This is a genomic window from Alteromonas sp. MMG017 (assembly GCF_018100795.1).
GTDB lineage: Bacteria > Pseudomonadota > Gammaproteobacteria > Enterobacterales > Alteromonadaceae > Alteromonas.
The window spans coordinates 1-18833 of sequence record NZ_JAGJDY010000002.1 but is presented as its reverse complement, the minus strand read 5'-3'; the positions used below and the strand labels follow the sequence as shown (position 1 = coordinate 18833).

The window sequence follows — 18833 nt, the reverse complement described above, 5'->3', positions numbered from 1 at the left end:
CTATACATAGTGCACCGTGGTTATCCAGTCATCATGTCAATTGAGGAAAACATGGAGCTTGACGCTATTATCAATCAGGCAAAAGAACTGATTGACGCTGCACAAGATGCAGCCACTCTAGACCAAGTTAGGGTCGAATTCATGGGTAAGAAAGGTAAACTTACCGACTTACTTAAAGGGCTTGGCAAGTTATCTAACGAAGAACGCCCAGCGGCTGGTCAGAAAATTAACGTGGCCAAACAGCAAATTCAGCAAGCTATTTCTGCGAAAGGTGAAGCCCTGCGCAGCGAAGAACTTAACAAGAAGCTTGCTGAAGAAGCCATTGATGTTACGTTACCTGGCCGCACCGAAGCGCCGGGCAACTTGCATCCGGTTAGCCGTACCATCGCGCGTATTGAATCTTTCTTTGGTGAGCTTGGTTTTGCAGTTAAAACCGGCCCTGAAATTGAAGACGGTTTTCATAACTTCGACGCCTTGAACATTCCGGCTAATCACCCAGCCCGTGCCGATCACGACACCTTCTATTTCAATCCAGACATGATGCTGCGTACCCAAACCTCGGGCGTGCAAATTCGTACTATGGAAGCTGAACAGCCGCCATTACGTATCATCTCGCCAGGGCGTGTTTATCGTAACGATTACGACCAAACCCATACGCCTATGTTCCATCAGGTTGAAGGTTTGATGGTAGACAAAAACGTAAGCTTTACCGACCTTAAAGGTATTTTGCACGACTTCTTGAATCACTTTTTTGAAGAGTCGCTTGAAGTGCGTTTTCGTCCGTCTTACTTCCCGTTTACCGAGCCATCTGCCGAAGTAGATGTGATGGGTAAAAACGGCCAGTGGTTAGAAGTACTAGGCTGCGGCATGGTACATCCTAATGTACTTAAAGCGGTAAACATCGACCCTGAACAATACACTGGCTTTGCCTTTGGTATGGGCGTAGAGCGTTTAACCATGTTGCGCTACGGCGTGAATGATTTGCGTTCGTTTTTTGAAAACGATCTTCGTTTCCTTAAACAGTTCAACTAAGGCAGAGAGTAAGCATGAAATTCAGTGAAAAGTGGTTAAGAGAATGGGTTAACCCTGCTTTGTCGGCTAACGAACTGTCTGAACAGTTAAGCATGGCTGGCCTTGAAGTTGATGGTGTTGAACCTGTTGCCGGTGAATTCAGCGGCGTATTGGTTGGGGAAGTGGTTGAATGTGGCCAACACCCAAATGCCGATAAATTACGTGTTACTAAAGTAAACGTAGGTGATGGCGAGCTTCGCGATATTGTTTGTGGTGCGCCGAATTGCCGTGAAGGTATTAAAGTAGCCGTTGCTGTTGTAGGCGCGGTGCTACCGGGTAACTTTAAAATTAAAAAAGCAAAATTGCGCGGCGAGCCTTCTATGGGCATGTTGTGTAGTTTTTCCGAGCTAGGTATTAGCGACGATCACGATGGCATTATTGAATTGCCAGCCGATGCCCCAGTTGGCACTAATATTCGTGATTACCTAGACCTAGACGATACCTCTATTGAAGTAGATTTAACGCCAAACAGAGCCGATTGCCTTGGTATTCGTGGTATTGCACGCGAAGTGGGTGTGTTAAACAACCTAGACGTGTGCGAACCGGCTATTAGCCCTGTGGCTGCTACCATTGACGACAGCATTACGATTAACTTGAGCGCCCCAGAAGCGTGCCCACGTTATGTAGGCCGAGTGCTGCGCAATGTTAACGTAGCTTCTGCTACGCCGCTATGGTTAAGCGAAAAGCTTCGCCGCTGTGGTATTCGCAGTATCGACCTTATTGTTGATGTTACTAACTTTATTTTGTTAGAGCTTGGTCAACCAATGCACGCATTTAACCTTGCTTCAATTGAAGGCAGTGTAAACGTGCGTATGGCGAATAAGGGTGAAACCCTTACGTTGCTAGATGAAACAGAAGCTAAGCTTAACGACGATACGTTAGTGATTGCTGACGACAATAAAGCCCTTGCTATGGCAGGTATTTTTGGTGGTTTACATTCAGGTGTAAATACAGAAACCAAAGATATCTTGCTAGAAAGTGCGTTTTTCAGCCGCGATGCCATTATGGGCCGCGCACGTCAGTACGGTTTGCATACCGATGCGTCGCACCGCTATGAGCGTGGCGTAGATTCACAACTTCAGCGTAACGCCATGGAGCGCGCAACAGCCCTTATTTTAGAGATATGCGGTGGTGAAGCAGGCCCAGTGGTTGAAGCGTGTGAAGAAGACAAACTGCCTAAACAAGCCAGTGTTTTACTTCGACGTGATCGTTTAGCCCGCGTGTTAGGTATAACCATAGACGACGCTCAAGTGCTTGAAATTCTTGAACGTCTTGGCTTAAACGTTGTCCAAACCAATGAAGGTTGGGAAGCGAAGGCGCCAAGTTATCGTTTTGACATTGCCATTGAAGAAGACTTGATAGAAGAAGTAGCGCGTGTGTATGGCTATAACAACATTCCACATGTTGCGCCAACGGCTGCGTTGTCTATGTTGCCTTCACAAGAAGCAGTGTTGTCGGTTAACTCGATGAAGTCGTTATTATTAAGCCGTGGCTATAATGAAGCGATTACATACTCGTTTGTCGACCCTAAAATTCAAAGTGCGCTATTTCCTGATGCGAAGAGCATGGTATTGCCGCATCCTATTTCATCAGACATGTCTGTAATGCGCGTTAGCTTGTGGCCTGGCCTATTAGGTGCAACAGCTTACAACCAAAAGCGTCAACAGGGCAGAGTACGTCTTTTTGAAACAGGATTACGCTTTATACCTCAACAAGATACGCCTAATGGTGTATTGCAACAGCAGGTTATTGGTGGTGTAGTAGCAGGGCGTCGTAACGAAGAGCATTGGGATTTAGGCGACAACCCAGTTGATTTCTTCGATGCAAAGGCAGATGTAGAGGCTTTACTAGCGCTTACCGGTAAAACGGGGGAGTTTAGTTTTGTAAGTGCCCAACATAGTGCGTTGCATCCGGGTATGACTGCAAAAATTTTGCTTAATGATGAAGAAGTTGGCTATATTGGTGCTATACACCCGCAGTTTACGAAGGTATTGGGTGTTAATGGTCGCGTTTTTGTGTTCGAGCTTGAAGTTGAAGCTGTAACTGCACGCAAATTACCGTCTGCTGCGCCTGTATCCCGCTTCCCATCGAACCGCCGTGATATTGCTATTACGGTTAAAGATGAAGTGAGTGTAGGAAATATTCTTTCTTACATAGAAGAAATTGGCGTAAATCAACTAGTTGGCTTAAACTTGTTTGACGTGTACAAAGGCAAGGGAATTGAACCTGGTTACAAGAGCCTTGCATTGTCACTTCACTTACAAGATCCGGAAAAAACCTTAGAAGAAGCTGAAATTCAGCAGGCTGTAGATACTGTGGTTAAAGGTCTGGAATCTGAGTTTGAGGCCGCGTTAAGAGAGTAAACTATGGCATTGACCAAAGCCGAGATGGCTGAACACCTATTCGAAAAGTTAGGCATTAACAAACGTGATGCTAAAGATCTGGTAGAGCTTTTTTTCGAAGAGATAAAAGGCGCTTTAGAAGCTGGTGAGCAAGTAAAACTGTCAGGTTTTGGCAACTTCGACTTGCGTGATAAAAATGAACGTCCGGGCCGGAACCCTAAAACCGGTGAAGACATTCCAATTAAAGCGCGTCGGGTGGTAACTTTCCGCCCGGGTCAGAAATTGAAGAGTCGCGTAGAAAACTCTTCACCTATCGACCAGTAATCTACCGGTCGTTACAATACTTATGAAAGAGCGGGGCAACTCGCTCTTTTTTGTATTGCCTTTTTAAAAACCAGTAACCTTGTTGCTGCGTTTCTTTTCATTATGTCTGGAGGAAAGTGTGGTTAAAGCGCTTCTCATTATTGCTGCTGTTTTCATGTGTATTGTTTTTGCCGTTGCAGGTTGGTTTGTTTATTTAGCGGAAGATACTAATCAGCGCGATCAAGCGTCGGCACAAGTTCCTGTTATTACCTTAATGGAAATTCTGCACGCCAGTGATTTACAAGCTGGGGTTAAAGAGGCCGTTAAAAATGGCGACGAAGAAGCCATTAATACGTGGATGGAACAAGCGCAAGTGGTTGCCAAAGCAGGCTATTTAGCGCAAACACATATTGAATACTTAGGTTCGCAACAAGCTCACGATTACGTGGTGTTTAACGCTAAACGTCAACTGTTTAACGAAGCGTTTGAAGCGCGTTATTACGCACTGAAAGATATGGGTAATTTAAAAGAAGAATACCCTGAGGCGTACGATTTATACGAGCGTACAGAAGCGTTGCTTGAAAAACGTGATGCTATTATTGTTCAAATGGCCTCTGCAATTTCGGGCACAACGCCGCCCAGTGAAGCGGCATTGAATGAAGCGAAGCAGCGCTGGTTAGCACGTGCTGAGGGTGACTCGCTGTCGCTAACCATAGACGAGCCTAAATAAGTAAAAACAAAGCTAAAACAAAGCTAAAAGAAGGCTGAAAGTAAGTTTGAAAATTAAGGTTAACGATAACCTTACTTTGTTACCCCGCGGCAATCTCTGCGGCTTTGGCCTGCATTAAACTAATAATGTGTTGCGGCGCTATTTCTAGCTCTAAACCCCGTTTACCTGCACTAACATAAATTACGTCGAAAGCTAACGCGCTTTCATGCAACACGGTTACCAAGCGCTTTTTCTGCCCTAATGGGCTTACTCCACCTAACAAATAACCGGTAGTGGCAACCACGGTCTCGCTTGGGGCCATGGTGATTTTTTTAACACCTAATACCTTTGCCAGCTTTTTTTCGCTCAGCGTTGTGTTTACGGGCACTAGCGCCACAGCTAATTTATTGGTTTCATCACTTACCACTAGCGTTTTAAATACCGAACGTGGTTCAAGGTTTAGTTTATCGGCTGCTTCTAGGCCATAAGAGGGCGCATTGCTGTCGTGATCGTACTTTAAAATAGTATGGGCAATGCGCTTTTTCTTTAGTAGGGTAACTGCAGGGGTCATCGGTTTATCCTTCGTCCTTCGGATACCATTGACGTAAATGAACACGTTTGCCCGGTAATAGTGGGGTGGCCGCTTGTGTGGCGTAATCACTAAACCCCGTCTTAAAGAAGGGCGACAGTGGATGGCCAGACTGTGCTCCCGGCAGCGTTAAAATAGCATCATCTAAATGACCTGGACTTACAAAAAAGCGTTCAGAAGCCCCAAAAGTAGCAGACTGTACCGCTGGCATATAGGTATCGCCAAACCCTTCTACCGTGTCCATATTTAGCTTATGCCCCACAAAGGGAATTTGTTTTGAAAACGGATGCTTCACAGTAAGTGCATTTACGCTGCCCCAACGTAAGTCTTCCATATTAGCTTCAACTGGCGAGTATTTATCTAACAGCGAATGTTTGGCTTTCCTATAGGCATCTACAAGTAGGTCATCAAAAGATTCAGAACCTTCAGGCAGCCAGCTATCGGGCTGGGTGTGAATAAGTTGCCATACCGCAGGCTCTATACCGCGCAGTAACGAACGGCTCTGTACGCCTTGGGTATCAATACTATTGAGTATGTTTCCAAATAGCTGGCTTACCACTTCTTTGCGGAAATGTTTTACCAGAGTGTAACCTACAGATTCTTCGCACGCGCATTCGCCCCATTTACGCAAATAGGCAAGATCGGCTTTAAATTCAATATTGTCGTTAAGCAACAGGCCTGACAACAACTGCTGCCATGGAAGTAAAAATTGCGCATGGTTGTCCAACTGAATGGCATAAAAGTCGTTTTCGTTGAACTGGTCTTTTTCGAATAAACGATCTCTTATTTGCTGGCCTCTAGCACCAAGGGCATAGCCGCCATCACCTAACCTTGCTACATCATCGGCGGAAATTACCCGCGCATTGGCGGTCCATATTCTGTTACTGCTTGGGTTTTTCACTACTGGAAGGTTAGTGGCGCGAGTGGGCTGGGTTGTTGCCACTGAGTTTTCGTCAATGGCGGTAAATGAAGCCTGTTCTCTGTTCATTACTGCGCCGCCGGGTAACCATGCTGCGCTGCCTGAATCATCTACTATCACCATGTTTTGGGTAGGTATAGCAATGTCTTTGCCAACGGCAATAGCATCATCAACGTTGTTAGCTGTACCCAAATCAACAATAGCAAGGTTAACCGCAAAAGGATGATGTGCCACCCAATTTAATGCGTAACGTTTACCGTTAACGTGTTTAACGGGGCCATACTCGCTAAGCTCTAACGTGTAATTATGCGATACCTCTTTGCTTACTATGACTTCATCTACCATTTGAGTAGGTGTGTCGTCGGCAAGTGCTATCCAATCAAGGTTATCTAAGTTGGCATTGGTGAAGCCCCACGCCACTTTGTTGTTAGTGCCAACGATAACGCCAGGCAACCCTGGAAGTGATACGCCAGTTACCGACACGGCAGTAACGGATGAGTTGGTGCTCGACAAACCAAAGCTTTGACCTTCGTTTGAGGTGGCTTGTGTTGTGTCTTTGTAATTCAGTTGAGTGCGATACCAAATAATAGGCACGCGCAAACCTAGGTGCATATCGTTAGCCAGTAAACCACTCCCTGTAGCGGTAAGGTTACCGGTTACTGCCCAATTGTTACTGCCTATGTCAGGCAGTTCTTCTGCGTTGTATGACTGTAGTGATATTTCTGCTGTTATAGGTGGCACCGAATCATCAATACCGCCACTAGGTTTAGGGGCCTGCTCGCGCTGGCTAGGCTCAGACGGGGTAGACTCAGAAGGGCTTGGCTCTGTTGAAATAGCTTCAGTTGAAATAGCTTTAGGAGAAGTTGGCTCTGTTAAAGCTGGCTCGGGTAAAACCGGATAAGGCGGTACATCTGCGTGGTAAAGCGCTAACTCACTGCCATCTAATGCCGCTTGATAACGGCTAGGCTGGGTGATGAAGTTATATAAGGGCATGCCGTAAGTTTCTTTTAGTGCAGTACGTGCCAAATCAATTTCAATTTGCCCGCCTTGTAAATCTAAATACATGCTGTAGGCCACCAAAATACTGTCGGTGGGCTGCCAAGGCGTTAGTGTTAAACCTGCTGCAATGTATTCAAAAGGCGGTACGGTATATTCGTCTAGCGCAGCATTTACACCATGAGAGTAACTAACCAGCAGTTGCTTATGGGTTAATGGTAGGCTGTCGAAAACTTTTACAGCCCGTGTTGAGAACTGGTGGAAGCGGGCGTTTTTATCAATCTCTAGCGCTACATCGCCTACCCATTCAGCTAAGCGGCCCGACGCGCTGCGTCGTTGTAAATCCATTTGAAAGAAACGGTCTTGGCCGTGGGCAAAGCCTAGGGCATAAGCGGCGTCGAATTTATCTTGTGCATGTATTACTGCATGGCCCATATTGTCGCGGGCAAGGGTAGCGGGCGCGGTAATGCGAGACGTGGCGTGGTTACCGTCTAATGTGGGTAAACTTAAGTGCAACGCCATATACACACCACCTAGTGCTAAAACGACTAATGCAATTGCACCTAAAACCAACCACTTAATCCAATTTAACACGTGTATTACTCCATTTTTTTCTCTATCCTAACCACACTACATACAAATTTGAAGTGATGTTTTATGACACGTTTGCGAGAAACACTATGGGCCCGTTAATGCTAGATTGTCAGGCAGAGCGTTTATTGCCTGAAGAAAGAGAAAAACTAGCACATCCTGTAGTGGGCGGGGTCATACTATTTAGCCGTAATTATTACGATGGCGAACAGCTTACTCAGTTGGTAAAAGAAATTCGAGAAAGTGCGAATAAGCCTTTGTTAATAGCGGTAGATCACGAAGGGGGCAGAGTACAACGCTTTCGTGATGGTTTTACTGCATTGCCTGCTATGGGTGAATTAACCGCGTTAGTAGACGCGCATACGGCGGGCAAAGAGTACGACCGCACCGCAATAGATAAAACTAACCAAGCTAACGTAAACGACGCCACGCTAGCATTGGCTAAGGCTTGCGGCACTATTATGGCGCATGAACTAAAGCAAATAGGCATCGATTTTAGTTTTGCGCCCGTGCTTGATATTAATGGCGTATCGAAAGTTATTGGCGACAGAGCATTTGCCGAAACCGCAGAAAAGGTTATCCCCTTGGCCAGTGCGCTAATAGAAGGGTTGCAGGTAGCCAATATGCCTGCCATTGGTAAGCATTTTCCAGGGCATGGCAGTGTGGCGCCAGATTCTCATGTGGCTTTACCTATAGACGAAAGAGCGCTTGAAGAAATTAAACAAACTGATATGGTTGTTTTTGAAAGATTAATTTCTAAACAGTTGCTAGATGGTGTAATGCCAGCGCACGTTATTTATTCTCAAGTTGATAGCAAGCCAGCCGGTTTTTCCGAGCATTGGTTACAAAAAATATTAAAGCAAGACTTGGGTTTTAACGGTGCAGTGTTCTCTGACGACCTATCTATGCATGGTGCCAGTGTTGCCGGAAATTATGTCGACCGTGCTATGGCTGCGTTGTCGGCAGGTTGCCATATGGTATTGGCATGTAACAACCCGAAAGGGGCAGAGTCTATTGTAGATGCGTTGCCTCATTCAACGAATTCTTTCGAGGCTTTAACCTCACTTTATGGGCGCAAACCAGCTGTGCATGCCAGTGCAGCTTATAAAAACGCATTAAAGGTGTTGTCGCGCTATGGAATCGGTTAAACCGAAACTAATAATAATATCCTTGGTTAGCGCAGTTGCTCTGTATGGAGTGCTGTTGTTTGTAGGCCTGTCACATATTATGGCCATTAGTGCGGCCATTACCGTGTTGGTGGCTATGTTGTGGGTTACCGAAGCGCTGCACATAGCGCTGCCCGCACTCATTCCTTTCTTCGCCTTTCCTATGGCGGGGGTTATTAGTTATCAAGAAGCCGCCTCGGCGTTAGGTAACCACGTTATCTTGTTGCTGATGGGCGCGTTTATGTTGTCTAAGTCGCTAGAGAAATCGGGTGTACATAAGCGGTTAGCGGTGTACCTTATTCGGCTAACCGGTGCGAACAGTGCCCGCAGGCTGGTATTTGGCTTTATGTTTACCTCAGCCATTTTAAGTATGTGGATTTCAAATACTGCCACCACACTTATGCTTCTTCCTATCGCTCTTGCCATTATTCATGCGTCTAACTCGCCCAAATTGGGTGTAGCCGTGCTACTGGGTATTGCTTATGCGGCCAGTGTGGGCGGCGTGGGTACGCCTATTGGCACACCACCGAATATCATTTTTATGAGTGTGTATCAGCACACCACAGGCACAGAAATTAGTTTTATCAACTGGATGAAAACGGGTGTGCCTATTGTGTTGGTGGCATTGCCGTTAATGGCGCTGTGGTTAACTCGGCATTTAAAAGGCGAGAAAACAGGCGGGTTACCCGATGTTGGCCCTTGGCGAAGTGCAGAGGCCCGTGTGCTGGGTGTGTTTACTTTTGTGGCGATGGCGTGGGTATTTAGGCCATATTGGACAGCATGGTTTGGTATGGATTTTGTGGGCGACAGTACCATTGCCTTGGCAGGGGTAGTGCTAATGTGTGTTATTCCAAATGGTGAACGCGAACCTACTGCTACGGGTAGCAAGCAAGGTTACTTGCTTGACTGGAATACCGCGCAGCAAATTCCATGGGGTATGCTGTTGGTGTTTGCTGGGGGGATTTGCTTGGCGCAAGCTTTTTCGGCGTCGGGATTAAGCGAGTTATTAGGCCAAGGCTTAACGGGTTTAGCAGTGTTACCTTTGTTCTTATTGGTGTTAGTGCTGTGTTTATCGGTAAGCTTTGTAACCGAAATTACTTCAAATACGGCCACTGCCACGTTACTAATGCCTATTTTAGCCAGCGCGGCCGTGGCAATAGATGTCGATCCGCTTATTCTCATGATGCCTGCTGCTATTAGTGCTAGCTGCGCGTTTATGATGCCAGTAGCAACGCCGGTAAATGCAATTGTGTATAGCAGTGGTGAGCTTACGGTGAAAACAATGGTGCGGGAGGGCGTAGTGCTAAATATTATTGTGGCGTTTGTGGTTACCGCTGGGGTGCTATTAACGCGCACCTAGTTTTCTTATCTGAACAGATAAGCGTTGTTTAGCCATTGATTAGCGTTTAATTGGCGCTAATATCACAGACGTGAAAGACGTGAAAGACGTGAAAGACGTGAAAGACGTGAAAGACGTGAAAGACGTGAAAGACGTGAAAAACGTGAAGCGTTAGCCGTGTTTACACGGCTACTTCGTCGAACCCGGCTTCGGCATTTAAAAAGCGGGCGAAGGTGAACAAGTAGTCAGACAACCTGTTTAAATAAGCGGGTACTACAGCGGGTACATCGTAATGTTTAGTCAGTACGATAACCGCCCGTTCTGCGCGTCGGCAAACGGCACGGCATACATGGCTTTGCGCAGCGGCTTTACTGCCACCAGGCAATACAAATGTCGTTTGCGGGCCTAAAGTGGCTGTCATCTTATCAATATCACTTTCAAGCTTAGTAATATCGTCTTGCGTTAGGGTAGAACTGGCTGAAATAGCAAAGCCTGCTTGAAACAAGTTACGTTGAATGGTGTAAAGATCTTCTTTCAAATGCACCGCTACCATCGCAGCCAACAAACCCAAGTGGCTGTTTAGTTCATCAATATCACCGTAGCTTTGTACTACTGCATCATCCTTTTCAACTCTTACTGGCTTGTCGGCATATATTTGGGTACTGCCTTTGTCACCCGAGCGGGTATAAATTTTCATGCTAGTATGTAGTCCTTAGTTTTATACTCTCAGAAATAGTTTTCTGAAGCTTACTCTTCGGGCGCGCTAGGGCGTTTGTAACGGCGAATTTGCACTACCATGCCAAACAAAGGGTGATCAAAGTAATGAAGCTGATTACTGATAACGCGTCGTTGCTCACTAAAGGGTAACGATACTAATTGATATTCCGGCGAAGCATTGGCGGTAACATTGTTAGCATTAGCATCGCTGATTACTCTATTGTCCGTACTGCTAATAGAGGGGGCTAAGCTAGTAGCGCTTTGCCCATTAACAGGAATAGGTTGGCGATAAAAAAGCTCGCTATCAATATGCAAATAGGGCACGCGGTTTATGTATTTCAAAAATACTTTCATGTTGCCGTCTACTTTCCAAATAGGCGCACGAAATGCGGCGCTTATATTGCTTTCATCGGCATCGTCCACCACATCGGCGGTATCTAACGCCAGTAAATCTTCAAACAAAATAGGTGAGGGGCTAGCAAGCCGTGCATCTAAATCATAAAAGAAGTCACTGGTCATGGTGTCTGTGGTAGCGGTATTTGATGCAAGCTGTTGGGTGTAACCTTGGCTTTCATTTAATTCGCCTGCTGAGCGAGCATAACTTAAGTTTCCAGAACCAGAGCCTCCAGAACCAGAGCTTCCAGAACCAGAGCTTCCAGAACCAGAGCTAACATCAAGACGCTGGATTTTGTCTTCCAAATTCTGATAGCTGTTTTCATCAAAGCGGTTTGAGCCAGAGCTGTCAGAGATTGACGCGGAGTTACCAAAGCGCAAAGGTGGCTGGGGCGGGCGCTGAACGCCGTCTTGGTCGAACTCATCGGAAAAGTTGTTACCAGCAAAAAGGCGAACATTAAAGGCGTTGTCTTTACCGAATTTTACCGGCTGACGCCAGGTTACATGTAGCAAGCGCGTAAGGTCGCGATTTTGCCTGATTTGACGCGACAACGACGACATTTCTTGTGCGTTCTTCGTCAATAAATGGGCGTGGCTGGCCAGAGGCCAATCGCTGCCTTCAGGTGTAATTGGTAGCTCTTTTGGGGCTGGTAAGCGGTTGTCTGGTCGATGAATATGCCATTTACTGTCGTAATAACTCAACCAAGGCTTATGCTCCACACAATACGGCTGGTTCGGTACGGTAATGGTTTCAGTTTCATCTAACCCTAAAAACGCAACCCAATGAGCGGCTATTTCTTCTGGCGATAAGCCATCATTTGATAAGTCATCAGTTAATGCTTGAGCATCTGTGAATGACTGAGAGCCCTTTAATGACAGCACGTTTAGCTCATCGGCGAAGTTAGTTTGAGTGGTTTGGGTTTGGTTTGAATAGGCAGTGTCTGGCTTAATACCCGTCGCTTGCCCGGCTAATTGGCCATTTAATTGGCCAGGTTGCGTATTCACTTCGCTAGTAGCACTCGCAAAGTAATCAAATTCAGGCCATTTTAGGGTGTTGGTCTCACCACAAACTGCAATGCCTTGTTTAAGCATGCTGATATCTGGGGTTATAACCGCACCTATTACATCGGCATCTGTGGCGGGAATGGCTAAAGAGTCGGCTAAATCAAACTGCTCTTCAAGAGCTGACATTGCCACCTTTCTTTCAAAAACAATAACTTCAACATCAAACCACCAGTCGTCATCTGCCAACAACGGGGTAGAAGCCAATACAGCAAGTAGTGGGCTCCAACGAAAAAACCTCATGTTATCGCGACTCCTTTGCAAGGTCGGCAATGATATCGCTAATAAACGCAATGCGCGCTTTTGCAGTATCAGTCTGTTTTACTAATCGTAGTTTTTGGCTGCCTTCAAATTTGAAGGTATTTGGCTTGGTTTGCACAAGCTGAATAATATAGCCAGGGTCAACCTTGGTGGTATCTGTAAACTCTATGGTACCGCCTTGTGCTGACAAGTCTACTTTAAGCACGCCAATAGCTTCTGCTTTTATTTTTATTTCCGCTACTTCAACTAAGTTTTTAGCGGGTTCTGGTAGCAAACCAAAACGGTCGATACATTCTACTTGGAATTCGTCTATATCGTCTTGGTTTTTACAGCTGGCTAAACGTTTATATAGCGACAGCCTGGTATTAACATCGGCAATATAGTCATCGGGAAGTAGGGCTGGAATGCGAAGCTCTACTTCGGTGTGACCGGCCATGGCATCGTCTAGCGATGGCTCTTTACCTTCTTTTAGTGATGTTACCGCTCTATCTAGCATGTCCATGTAAAGGCTAAAGCCAATACTGGCAATTTGGCCAGATTGGTCATCGCCCAGCAGCTCACCTGCACCACGAATTTCAAGGTCGTGGGTGGCTAGCGCAAAACCTGCACCTAAATCTTCAAGTTTAGAAATGGCGTCTAGTCGCTTAGCGGCATCTTTAGTCATACGCTTAGGATGCGGTGTTAACAAATACGCATAAGCTTGATGATGCGAACGCCCCACACGACCACGTAATTGGTGCAATTGGGCTAAGCCTAAATGATCGGCCCTGTCCATTATGATGGTATTAGCACTGGGTACATCAATACCGGTTTCAATAATGGTGGTACACACCAACACGTTGTAGCGCTGGTGGTAGAAGTCGCTCATTACATTTTCAAGTTCACGCTCGCGCATTTGGCCGTGGCCCATGGCAATGCGAGCTTCAGGTACAATTTCGGCAATTTCTTCAGCGGTTCTGGCAATGCTATCTACTTCGTTGTGAAGGAAATACACCTGCCCACCACGTAGAATTTCCCGCATAATAGCTTCACGTATCGTGGCTTTATTGCGTTGTTGTACAAAGGTTTTAATTGATAAACGTCTTGCTGGCGCGGTAGCAATAATCGATAAATCGCGCATGCCCGACATGGCCATGTTTAACGTACGAGGAATTGGCGTGGCAGTAAGAGTAAGAATATCTACATCAGCACGAAGCGATTTTAGCTTCTCTTTCTGGCGAACTCCGAAGCGATGCTCTTCATCAATGATCACTAAGCCTAAGTCGCTAAATTTAATGTCGTTCGACAATAGCTTATGCGTACCGACTACAATATCTACTTTGCCTTCGCTTAGGCGCTGCATGGTTTCTTTCTGACCTTTGGCGCTAACAAATCGGCTCATCACTTCAATTTCAAACGGCCATGCGGCAAAGCGATCTTTAAAGTTTTCATGATGCTGTTGAGCAAGTAGAGTGGTGGGCACCAAAATAGCCACTTGTTTGCCTTGGTTCGCGGCTAAAAACGCTGCGCGCATGGCCACTTCAGTTTTACCAAAACCTACATCACCACATACCAATCTGTCCATGGCTTGTGGGCTACCCATGTCATGAATAACCGCCGCAATAGCTTGCGCTTGATCGGGCGTTTCTTCAAACGGGAAGCTGTCGGAGAATTTTTGGTAGTCGTCCCAATCAATATTGTAAGCAAAGCCAGGCTTGGCGGCACGGCGTGCGTATACATCTAGTAATTCAGCGGCTACGTCGCGTACTTTTTCAGCCGCTTTTTGTTTTGCTTTGCTCCATGCATCAGAGCCTAGTGAATTAAGCGGGGCATGATCGGCATCGCCGCCCGTGTACCTAGAAATTAGGTGAAGCGAGGCTACAGGCACATACAACTTGGCTTGTTTAGCGTATTCAATGCACAAGTATTCCGTGGTCACGCCGCCAGCATCAAGGGTTTGCATGCCAATGTAACGGCCCACACCATGATCTAAGTGCACTACGGGTTGGCCAGTAGTAAGCTCGGCCAAATTGCGAATAATGGCACTTTCGTCGGTAGCCGTGCGTTTATCACGAAGCCTACGCTGGCTGACCTTATGGCCTAATAGCTCGGTTTCGGTAATAAACAACAACTCGCCACTATCACTGCGCCAGTTAAAGCTATTTTCAACCATGCCCACCGTAATGCCTATGTTGTCGCTGGCACTAATAAAGGTGTTGAATGATTCAGCGGCTTTGGGCTTAATGCCCGCCTTTTGCAGTACGGTTAGCAGCCCTTCACGGCGACCTTGGGTTTCTGCGCAAAAGAGCACTTTAGCGCCGCGCTTTTTGGCATTGTTTACCGTGGAAATTAATTGCTCTGCAGGTACTCTCTTTTGGCTGTTAATGGCAATGTCGTCAAGCTTGTCACAACCTAAATTGAAGCTACCCGGCTTTTCTTCAATGATTTCTTTTGAAAGGGTTACCCGCGGCCACTGTTTAATTTCACCGAATAAGGTATTAATAGGTAGAAATAAATCTTCAGGTGGAAGCAAAGGCCTAGCGGGGTTGTATCTGTGTTGTTCGTAACGCTCTTGAATATCGGCCCAGAAAAACTCGCTGGCCTCTTGCACATCGCCGTGTAATAACAATACGCTTTTAGGGTGCAAGTAATCGAACAGCGTGGCGGTTTTATCAAAAAACAGCGGTAAGTAGTATTCCACACCGCTTGGCATGGTGCCTTTAGTGACTTGTGAAAACACCGACTCTGAGGCGTTGTTTGCATCAAATTTTTCTAAAAAGCGCTGACGGAAAAGCGTAATAGATTCTTTGTCGGTGGGGAATTCACGAGCAGGTAGCAGCTTTATTTTTTCTACCGCATCGCCCGAACGCTGGGTTTCAGTATCGAAAAAGCGAATAGAGTCTACTTCGTCATCGAACAAATCAATTCGAAACGGCTTATCGCTACCCATAGGGAATAGGTCGATAATACTGCCACGCACTGAAAATTCACTGTGGCTCATAACCTGACTAACGTGTAAATAGCCAGCTTGCTCTAAGTTGCGTCTGAATTGGTCTCTATCAAGGGTGTCTCCCTTATTCAGCATCAACAAGTATTTTGCGAGGTAATCGGTAGGTGCCAACCGTTGCATTAACGTGTTTACCGGCACAATGAAAATACCGTTTACCTGCTGGGTAAAGCGAAATAAGGTTTCCAAGCGCTGAGAAACAATATCTTGGTGCGGTGAAAACGAATCGTAGGGCAGGGTTTCCCAATCGGGGAATACGGTAATAGGTACATTGGATTCACCTGCTTGGCCACCAGGCATGAAAAACGCCAACTCTTTTTCTAATTTTAGCGCCGAGGGTGTGTCGGCTGTCACCAGCACAATAGGGCCGTTGTATTGGGCTTGTGCTTGCGTAATGCACAGTGCAGCGCTGCTGCCTTGTAACTGACCCCACTGTTTGTGGTCTTGTACAGAGGCAGATTTTTTCTGGGTCGGCAAAGGCAAAGATAAAAGAGTTGCTGTCATGTCGTCCTATAAACTACTTATTCAATTTAAATGTGTTGCTGGGCTTTTGTTTTCTGGTGTTTAGTTTCTAGCTTTTATTTTAGTATTAGGATCCCGAAGCCTTATCTTGCGCGCGCTTTTTAAGTTGCTGCGTTTGCAGATGCAAGCTGGCACGAACAAGCAATTCTTGATCTTGCTCTCGGATGCTATTGAAAACAAAAGCTATATGGTAGTCATCCTCAACATTCTCGCAAGTAATAACTTCCCCGTAGCAAAAGATGGCGGCCGCTTCGGTATCAAGAAATAATTTCAGTTCAGCTTGGCTGCCAATGTCCATGGTGGTTGGGCTTTTAATAATAACGCCACCGCCCCCGAGCTTTATTGTGCTAAAACGATGATCTGGTTCATCTTGTTGGTGCAAAATAAATGACATCATCAAATCTATTTTGCGGGCTTGGTGATTTAGATATTCAGCCAAGGATTCAGCGTGATCGCTTAAATGGCGTAACGGGCGAAGTGCTTGGGCTTCAATGCTAGCCATTTCGCTGGCCACGCGAAATGCGTAGGGCATGGCTTGCTCTAAACCCGCTTCAGAAGGCACGGATTCACCTTCAGCCAGTGGTTTTACGTTAATATTAACGCTGTGCTGAATAGAGAAATACTCATCGAACTGGGCTTTTTTTTCTTCTAGGCTTAGGTTTTCCATCATATCTCCCGCCACTTATCTTGTACGGCCAGTAGCTTACACGTAGTATACGCACTTTACTATTTTGAGATTGCCCCGTCATCACACCTTTGGACTAAGCGCGCATTATGTATTTCCCTCTTCCCGCATTTATTGCTTATCGATATGCGAAATCTGGCCCGGCGCAGTCGTCTAGCCAAAATAGCTTTGTTTCCTTTATCAATCGCTTTTCGGTAGCTGGTATTGCTCTTGGCCTAACGGCGCTCATTATTGTGCTTTCGGTAATGAACGGCTTTGAGGCTCAATTAAAACAACGCATTTTGGGCATAGTGCCGCATATTGAAATTAATGCGCCTGTTGAAGAAAGCTTTGTAATGAGTCTGCCCAATGTGGTGGCAAGCATGCCGTTTCGAGAAGCCGAAGCGGTAGTGCAGTCTCGTTCAGACTTACGGGGTGTGCAGTTACATGGCGTGCAAGCTGATAGCATGACGCAGTACACCATGGTAGCTCACGAGATGCAGCAGGGTAGTTTTGATAGCCTAACGGCAGGTAGCTATAACGCCATTATTGGCAGGGCGCTATCAATGCAATTAAATGTGCGGGCCGGCGACAAACTTCGAGTAATGGTGGCGGGTGCCAGCGTGTACACCCCATTTGGCCGTATGCCAAGCCAACGGTTGGTGACTATTTCAGGTGTGTTCGATATGGGCTCGCAAATGGATGACAAAGTTATATATATGCAGCTTGATGATGTGAACCGGCTATTGCGAGATGTATCGGGCAAGAATACAGCGACCAGATTATTTTTAGATGATGCTTTTTTGTATCAAGACACACTGAAGCCTATTGTTGACGCGGATTTGCCGGTACGAACATGGCGTGAGCGACAAGGCCCCTTGTTCGATGCAGTAAAAATGGAAAAGAACATGATGTTCTTAATGCTGCTGTTAATTATTGCTGTAGCGGCGTTTAATTTAGTTTCGTCTTTGGTGATGGTGGTGTCGGAAAAGCAGGGCGATATTGCGGTATTACAAACCCAAGGCATGCTGCCAAGCACCATTATGACGGTATTTGTTTTAAACGGGCTGTTTAATGGCGTGAAAGGTGCGGGTATTGGATTAGTTGCAGGTGTGGTTATTACTTTACTGTTAAACCCTGTCATGAGTTTGCTTAATGTGCCTATTGCGTTGTCGTCAGACGGGCAGGGGCTGCCTATTGATATGCACTGGCTGCAAATAGTTTCTGTCACGCTATTTTCACTGTTGCTTTGTATTGTGGCGAGTATTTACCCTGCTAGGCGTGCCATGAAAACGCAACCTTCGCAAGCACTTCAAAACGAATAAGTTAGTGAAATTGCCGTGCAAATTGCGGCGAAATTCACTATAATCGCGGTCTTTAAATTTCGGCCAGTGAGACGTCATGAACAAGAATTTTATCACCTCGCAAGCGTTGCTTCAGGATTCCTTTCGTTTAGCAGCAAAGGTGTATGATGACGGGTTTCGCCCCGATTTCATCATTGGTATTTGGCGCGGTGGAGCACCTATCGGCATAGCGGTACAAGAATATTTTGAGTTTAAAGACTATTCTACCGACCACATTGCGGTACGTACTTCTTCTTACTATGGCATTAATAAGCAGTCTAAAGAAATTCGTGTTCACGGTTTGCACTACCTAGTAGAAAACGCTGACGCAGAACATAAGCTACTTATTGTTGATGATGTTTTCGATTCAGGCCGCAGTGTTGATGCGCTTATTCAGCAAATTCGCAAACTGATGCGTTTAAACATGCCAAAAGACATTCGTATTGCATGCCCTTGGTACAAGCCTCAGAACAACACGACCGACATCGTGCCAGATTACTACGTTAACGAAAGTGACGAGTGGCTAGTATTCCCACATGAAATCGCTGGTTTAAGCGAAGAAGAAATTCGCGAAGGCAAAGGTGAACTTGCCGATGTAATGGATATCTTGTTCGATAAAAAGTAAGGCTACGCGCTAGCTTTTTACAAAGACACCCATAAAAAAACCGCCAATCAGGCGGTTTTTTTGTGCCCGTAATTATCAAGACACCCATGTTATTTCGGCATTCTCTTATCAAGACACCCATGTTATTTCGATACTCTCTTATCGAGACACCCATGTTAATTCGGTATTCTCTTATCAAGACACCCATGTTATTTCGATACTCTCTTATCGAGACACCCATGTTATTTCGGAATTC

Annotated in this window: 14 protein-coding genes; 8 read left to right on the top strand and 6 right to left on the bottom strand. The window is 45.9% G+C overall.

The features are described from left to right. The first annotated feature begins 51 nt into the window (after nt 1–51). The 4 genes from pheS to J8L84_RS02515 all read left to right on the top strand — a co-directional run bounded on the left by pheS (nt 52) and on the right by J8L84_RS02515 (nt 4446). Nucleotides 52–1032, top strand: a complete 981-nt coding sequence (gene pheS / locus J8L84_RS02530) for a phenylalanine--tRNA ligase subunit alpha (protein ID WP_211069673.1) — start codon at nt 52–54, stop codon at nt 1030–1032. A gap of 14 nt (nt 1033–1046) precedes the next feature. Continuing rightward, nucleotides 1047–3434: a phenylalanine--tRNA ligase subunit beta gene (gene pheT / locus J8L84_RS02525; protein WP_211069324.1), complete on the top strand. Its 2388-nt coding sequence runs from the start codon at nt 1047–1049 to the stop codon at nt 3432–3434. Nucleotides 3435–3437: 3 nt separating this feature from the next. After that, complete coding sequence (gene ihfA / locus J8L84_RS02520) at nt 3438–3737, top strand: integration host factor subunit alpha (protein ID WP_013784550.1); 300 nt, start codon at nt 3438–3440, stop codon at nt 3735–3737. A 118-nt stretch (nt 3738–3855) separates the two neighbouring features. Further along, on the top strand, nt 3856–4446 hold the full coding sequence (locus J8L84_RS02515; protein WP_211069323.1) for a hypothetical protein: 591 nt from the start codon (nt 3856–3858) through the stop codon (nt 4444–4446). A gap of 79 nt (nt 4447–4525) precedes the next feature. Here the strand turns inward: J8L84_RS02515 and ybaK are convergent, their stop codons facing one another. Both ybaK and J8L84_RS02505 read right to left on the bottom strand, forming a co-directional pair. Beyond that, on the bottom strand, nt 4526–4996 hold the full coding sequence (ybaK, locus tag J8L84_RS02510) for a Cys-tRNA(Pro) deacylase (RefSeq protein WP_211069322.1): 471 nt from the start codon (nt 4994–4996) through the stop codon (nt 4526–4528). Nucleotides 4997–5000: 4 nt separating this feature from the next. Then, on the bottom strand, nt 5001–7523 hold the full coding sequence (locus J8L84_RS02505; protein ID WP_211069321.1) for a penicillin acylase family protein: 2523 nt from the start codon (nt 7521–7523) through the stop codon (nt 5001–5003). Between the two features lie 86 nt (nt 7524–7609). Between J8L84_RS02505 and nagZ the strand changes: the two genes are divergently transcribed. Together nagZ and J8L84_RS02495 are read left to right on the top strand one after the other, a co-directional pair. Then, complete coding sequence (nagZ, locus tag J8L84_RS02500; protein ID WP_211069320.1) at nt 7610–8668, top strand: beta-N-acetylhexosaminidase; 1059 nt, start codon at nt 7610–7612, stop codon at nt 8666–8668. Continuing rightward, nucleotides 8655–10046, top strand: a complete 1392-nt coding sequence (locus tag J8L84_RS02495; protein ID WP_211069319.1) for an SLC13 family permease — start codon at nt 8655–8657, stop codon at nt 10044–10046. Before nagZ ends, J8L84_RS02495 begins: the two co-directional genes overlap by 14 nt. 160 nt (nt 10047–10206) lie before the next feature. Here J8L84_RS02495 and J8L84_RS02490 read toward each other — a convergent pair whose 3' ends face one another. The 4 genes from J8L84_RS02490 to J8L84_RS02475 all read right to left on the bottom strand — a co-directional run bounded on the left by J8L84_RS02490 (nt 10207) and on the right by J8L84_RS02475 (nt 16633). Further along, nucleotides 10207–10722 (bottom strand): cob(I)yrinic acid a,c-diamide adenosyltransferase, encoded by a 516-nt coding sequence (locus tag J8L84_RS02490; RefSeq protein WP_211069318.1) that lies wholly within the window; start codon nt 10720–10722, stop codon nt 10207–10209. Nucleotides 10723–10772: 50 nt separating this feature from the next. Next, a complete protein-coding gene (locus J8L84_RS02485; RefSeq protein ID WP_211069317.1) occupies nt 10773–12440 on the bottom strand; it encodes a CsiV family protein in 1668 nt (555 codons plus the stop codon). A gap of 1 nt (nt 12441) precedes the next feature. Then, nucleotides 12442–15948, bottom strand: coding sequence for a transcription-repair coupling factor (mfd, locus tag J8L84_RS02480; protein WP_211069316.1), 3507 nt, complete (start codon nt 15946–15948; stop codon nt 12442–12444). An 85-nt stretch (nt 15949–16033) separates the two neighbouring features. Further along, on the bottom strand, nt 16034–16633 hold the full coding sequence (locus J8L84_RS02475) for a PilZ domain-containing protein (protein WP_211069672.1): 600 nt from the start codon (nt 16631–16633) through the stop codon (nt 16034–16036). A gap of 107 nt (nt 16634–16740) precedes the next feature. On the opposite strand from J8L84_RS02475, the gene J8L84_RS02470 reads away from it, so the two are divergent. Continuing rightward, nucleotides 16741–17955, top strand: a complete 1215-nt coding sequence (locus tag J8L84_RS02470; RefSeq protein WP_211069315.1) for a lipoprotein-releasing ABC transporter permease subunit — start codon at nt 16741–16743, stop codon at nt 17953–17955. Between the two features lie 76 nt (nt 17956–18031). After that, nucleotides 18032–18598, top strand: a complete 567-nt coding sequence (locus J8L84_RS02465; RefSeq protein ID WP_208805016.1) for a phosphoribosyltransferase family protein — start codon at nt 18032–18034, stop codon at nt 18596–18598. Nucleotides 18599–18833 lie beyond the last annotated feature (235 nt).

What these genes read in the sequence shown, in the direction of transcription:
- pheS (WP_211069673.1), top strand. Translation starts at nt 52, where the DNA reads ATGGAGCTTGACGCTATTATCAATCAGGCAAAAGAACTGATTGACGCT.
- pheT (WP_211069324.1), top strand. Translation starts at nt 1,047, where the DNA reads ATGAAATTCAGTGAAAAGTGGTTAAGAGAATGGGTTAACCCTGCTTTG.
- ihfA (WP_013784550.1), top strand. Translation starts at nt 3,438, where the DNA reads ATGGCATTGACCAAAGCCGAGATGGCTGAACACCTATTCGAAAAGTTA.
- ybaK (WP_211069322.1), bottom strand. Translation starts at nt 4,996, where the DNA reads ATGACCCCTGCAGTTACCCTACTAAAGAAAAAGCGCATTGCCCATACT.
- nagZ (WP_211069320.1), top strand. Translation starts at nt 7,610, where the DNA reads ATGGGCCCGTTAATGCTAGATTGTCAGGCAGAGCGTTTATTGCCTGAA.
- J8L84_RS02495 (WP_211069319.1), top strand. Translation starts at nt 8,655, where the DNA reads ATGGAATCGGTTAAACCGAAACTAATAATAATATCCTTGGTTAGCGCA.
- J8L84_RS02490 (WP_211069318.1), bottom strand. Translation starts at nt 10,722, where the DNA reads ATGAAAATTTATACCCGCTCGGGTGACAAAGGCAGTACCCAAATATAT.
- J8L84_RS02485 (WP_211069317.1), bottom strand. Translation starts at nt 12,440, where the DNA reads ATGAGGTTTTTTCGTTGGAGCCCACTACTTGCTGTATTGGCTTCTACC.
- mfd (WP_211069316.1), bottom strand. Translation starts at nt 15,948, where the DNA reads ATGACAGCAACTCTTTTATCTTTGCCTTTGCCGACCCAGAAAAAATCT.
- J8L84_RS02475 (WP_211069672.1), bottom strand. Translation starts at nt 16,633, where the DNA reads ATGGAAAACCTAAGCCTAGAAGAAAAAAAAGCCCAGTTCGATGAGTAT.
- J8L84_RS02470 (WP_211069315.1), top strand. Translation starts at nt 16,741, where the DNA reads ATGTATTTCCCTCTTCCCGCATTTATTGCTTATCGATATGCGAAATCT.
- J8L84_RS02465 (WP_208805016.1), top strand. Translation starts at nt 18,032, where the DNA reads ATGAACAAGAATTTTATCACCTCGCAAGCGTTGCTTCAGGATTCCTTT.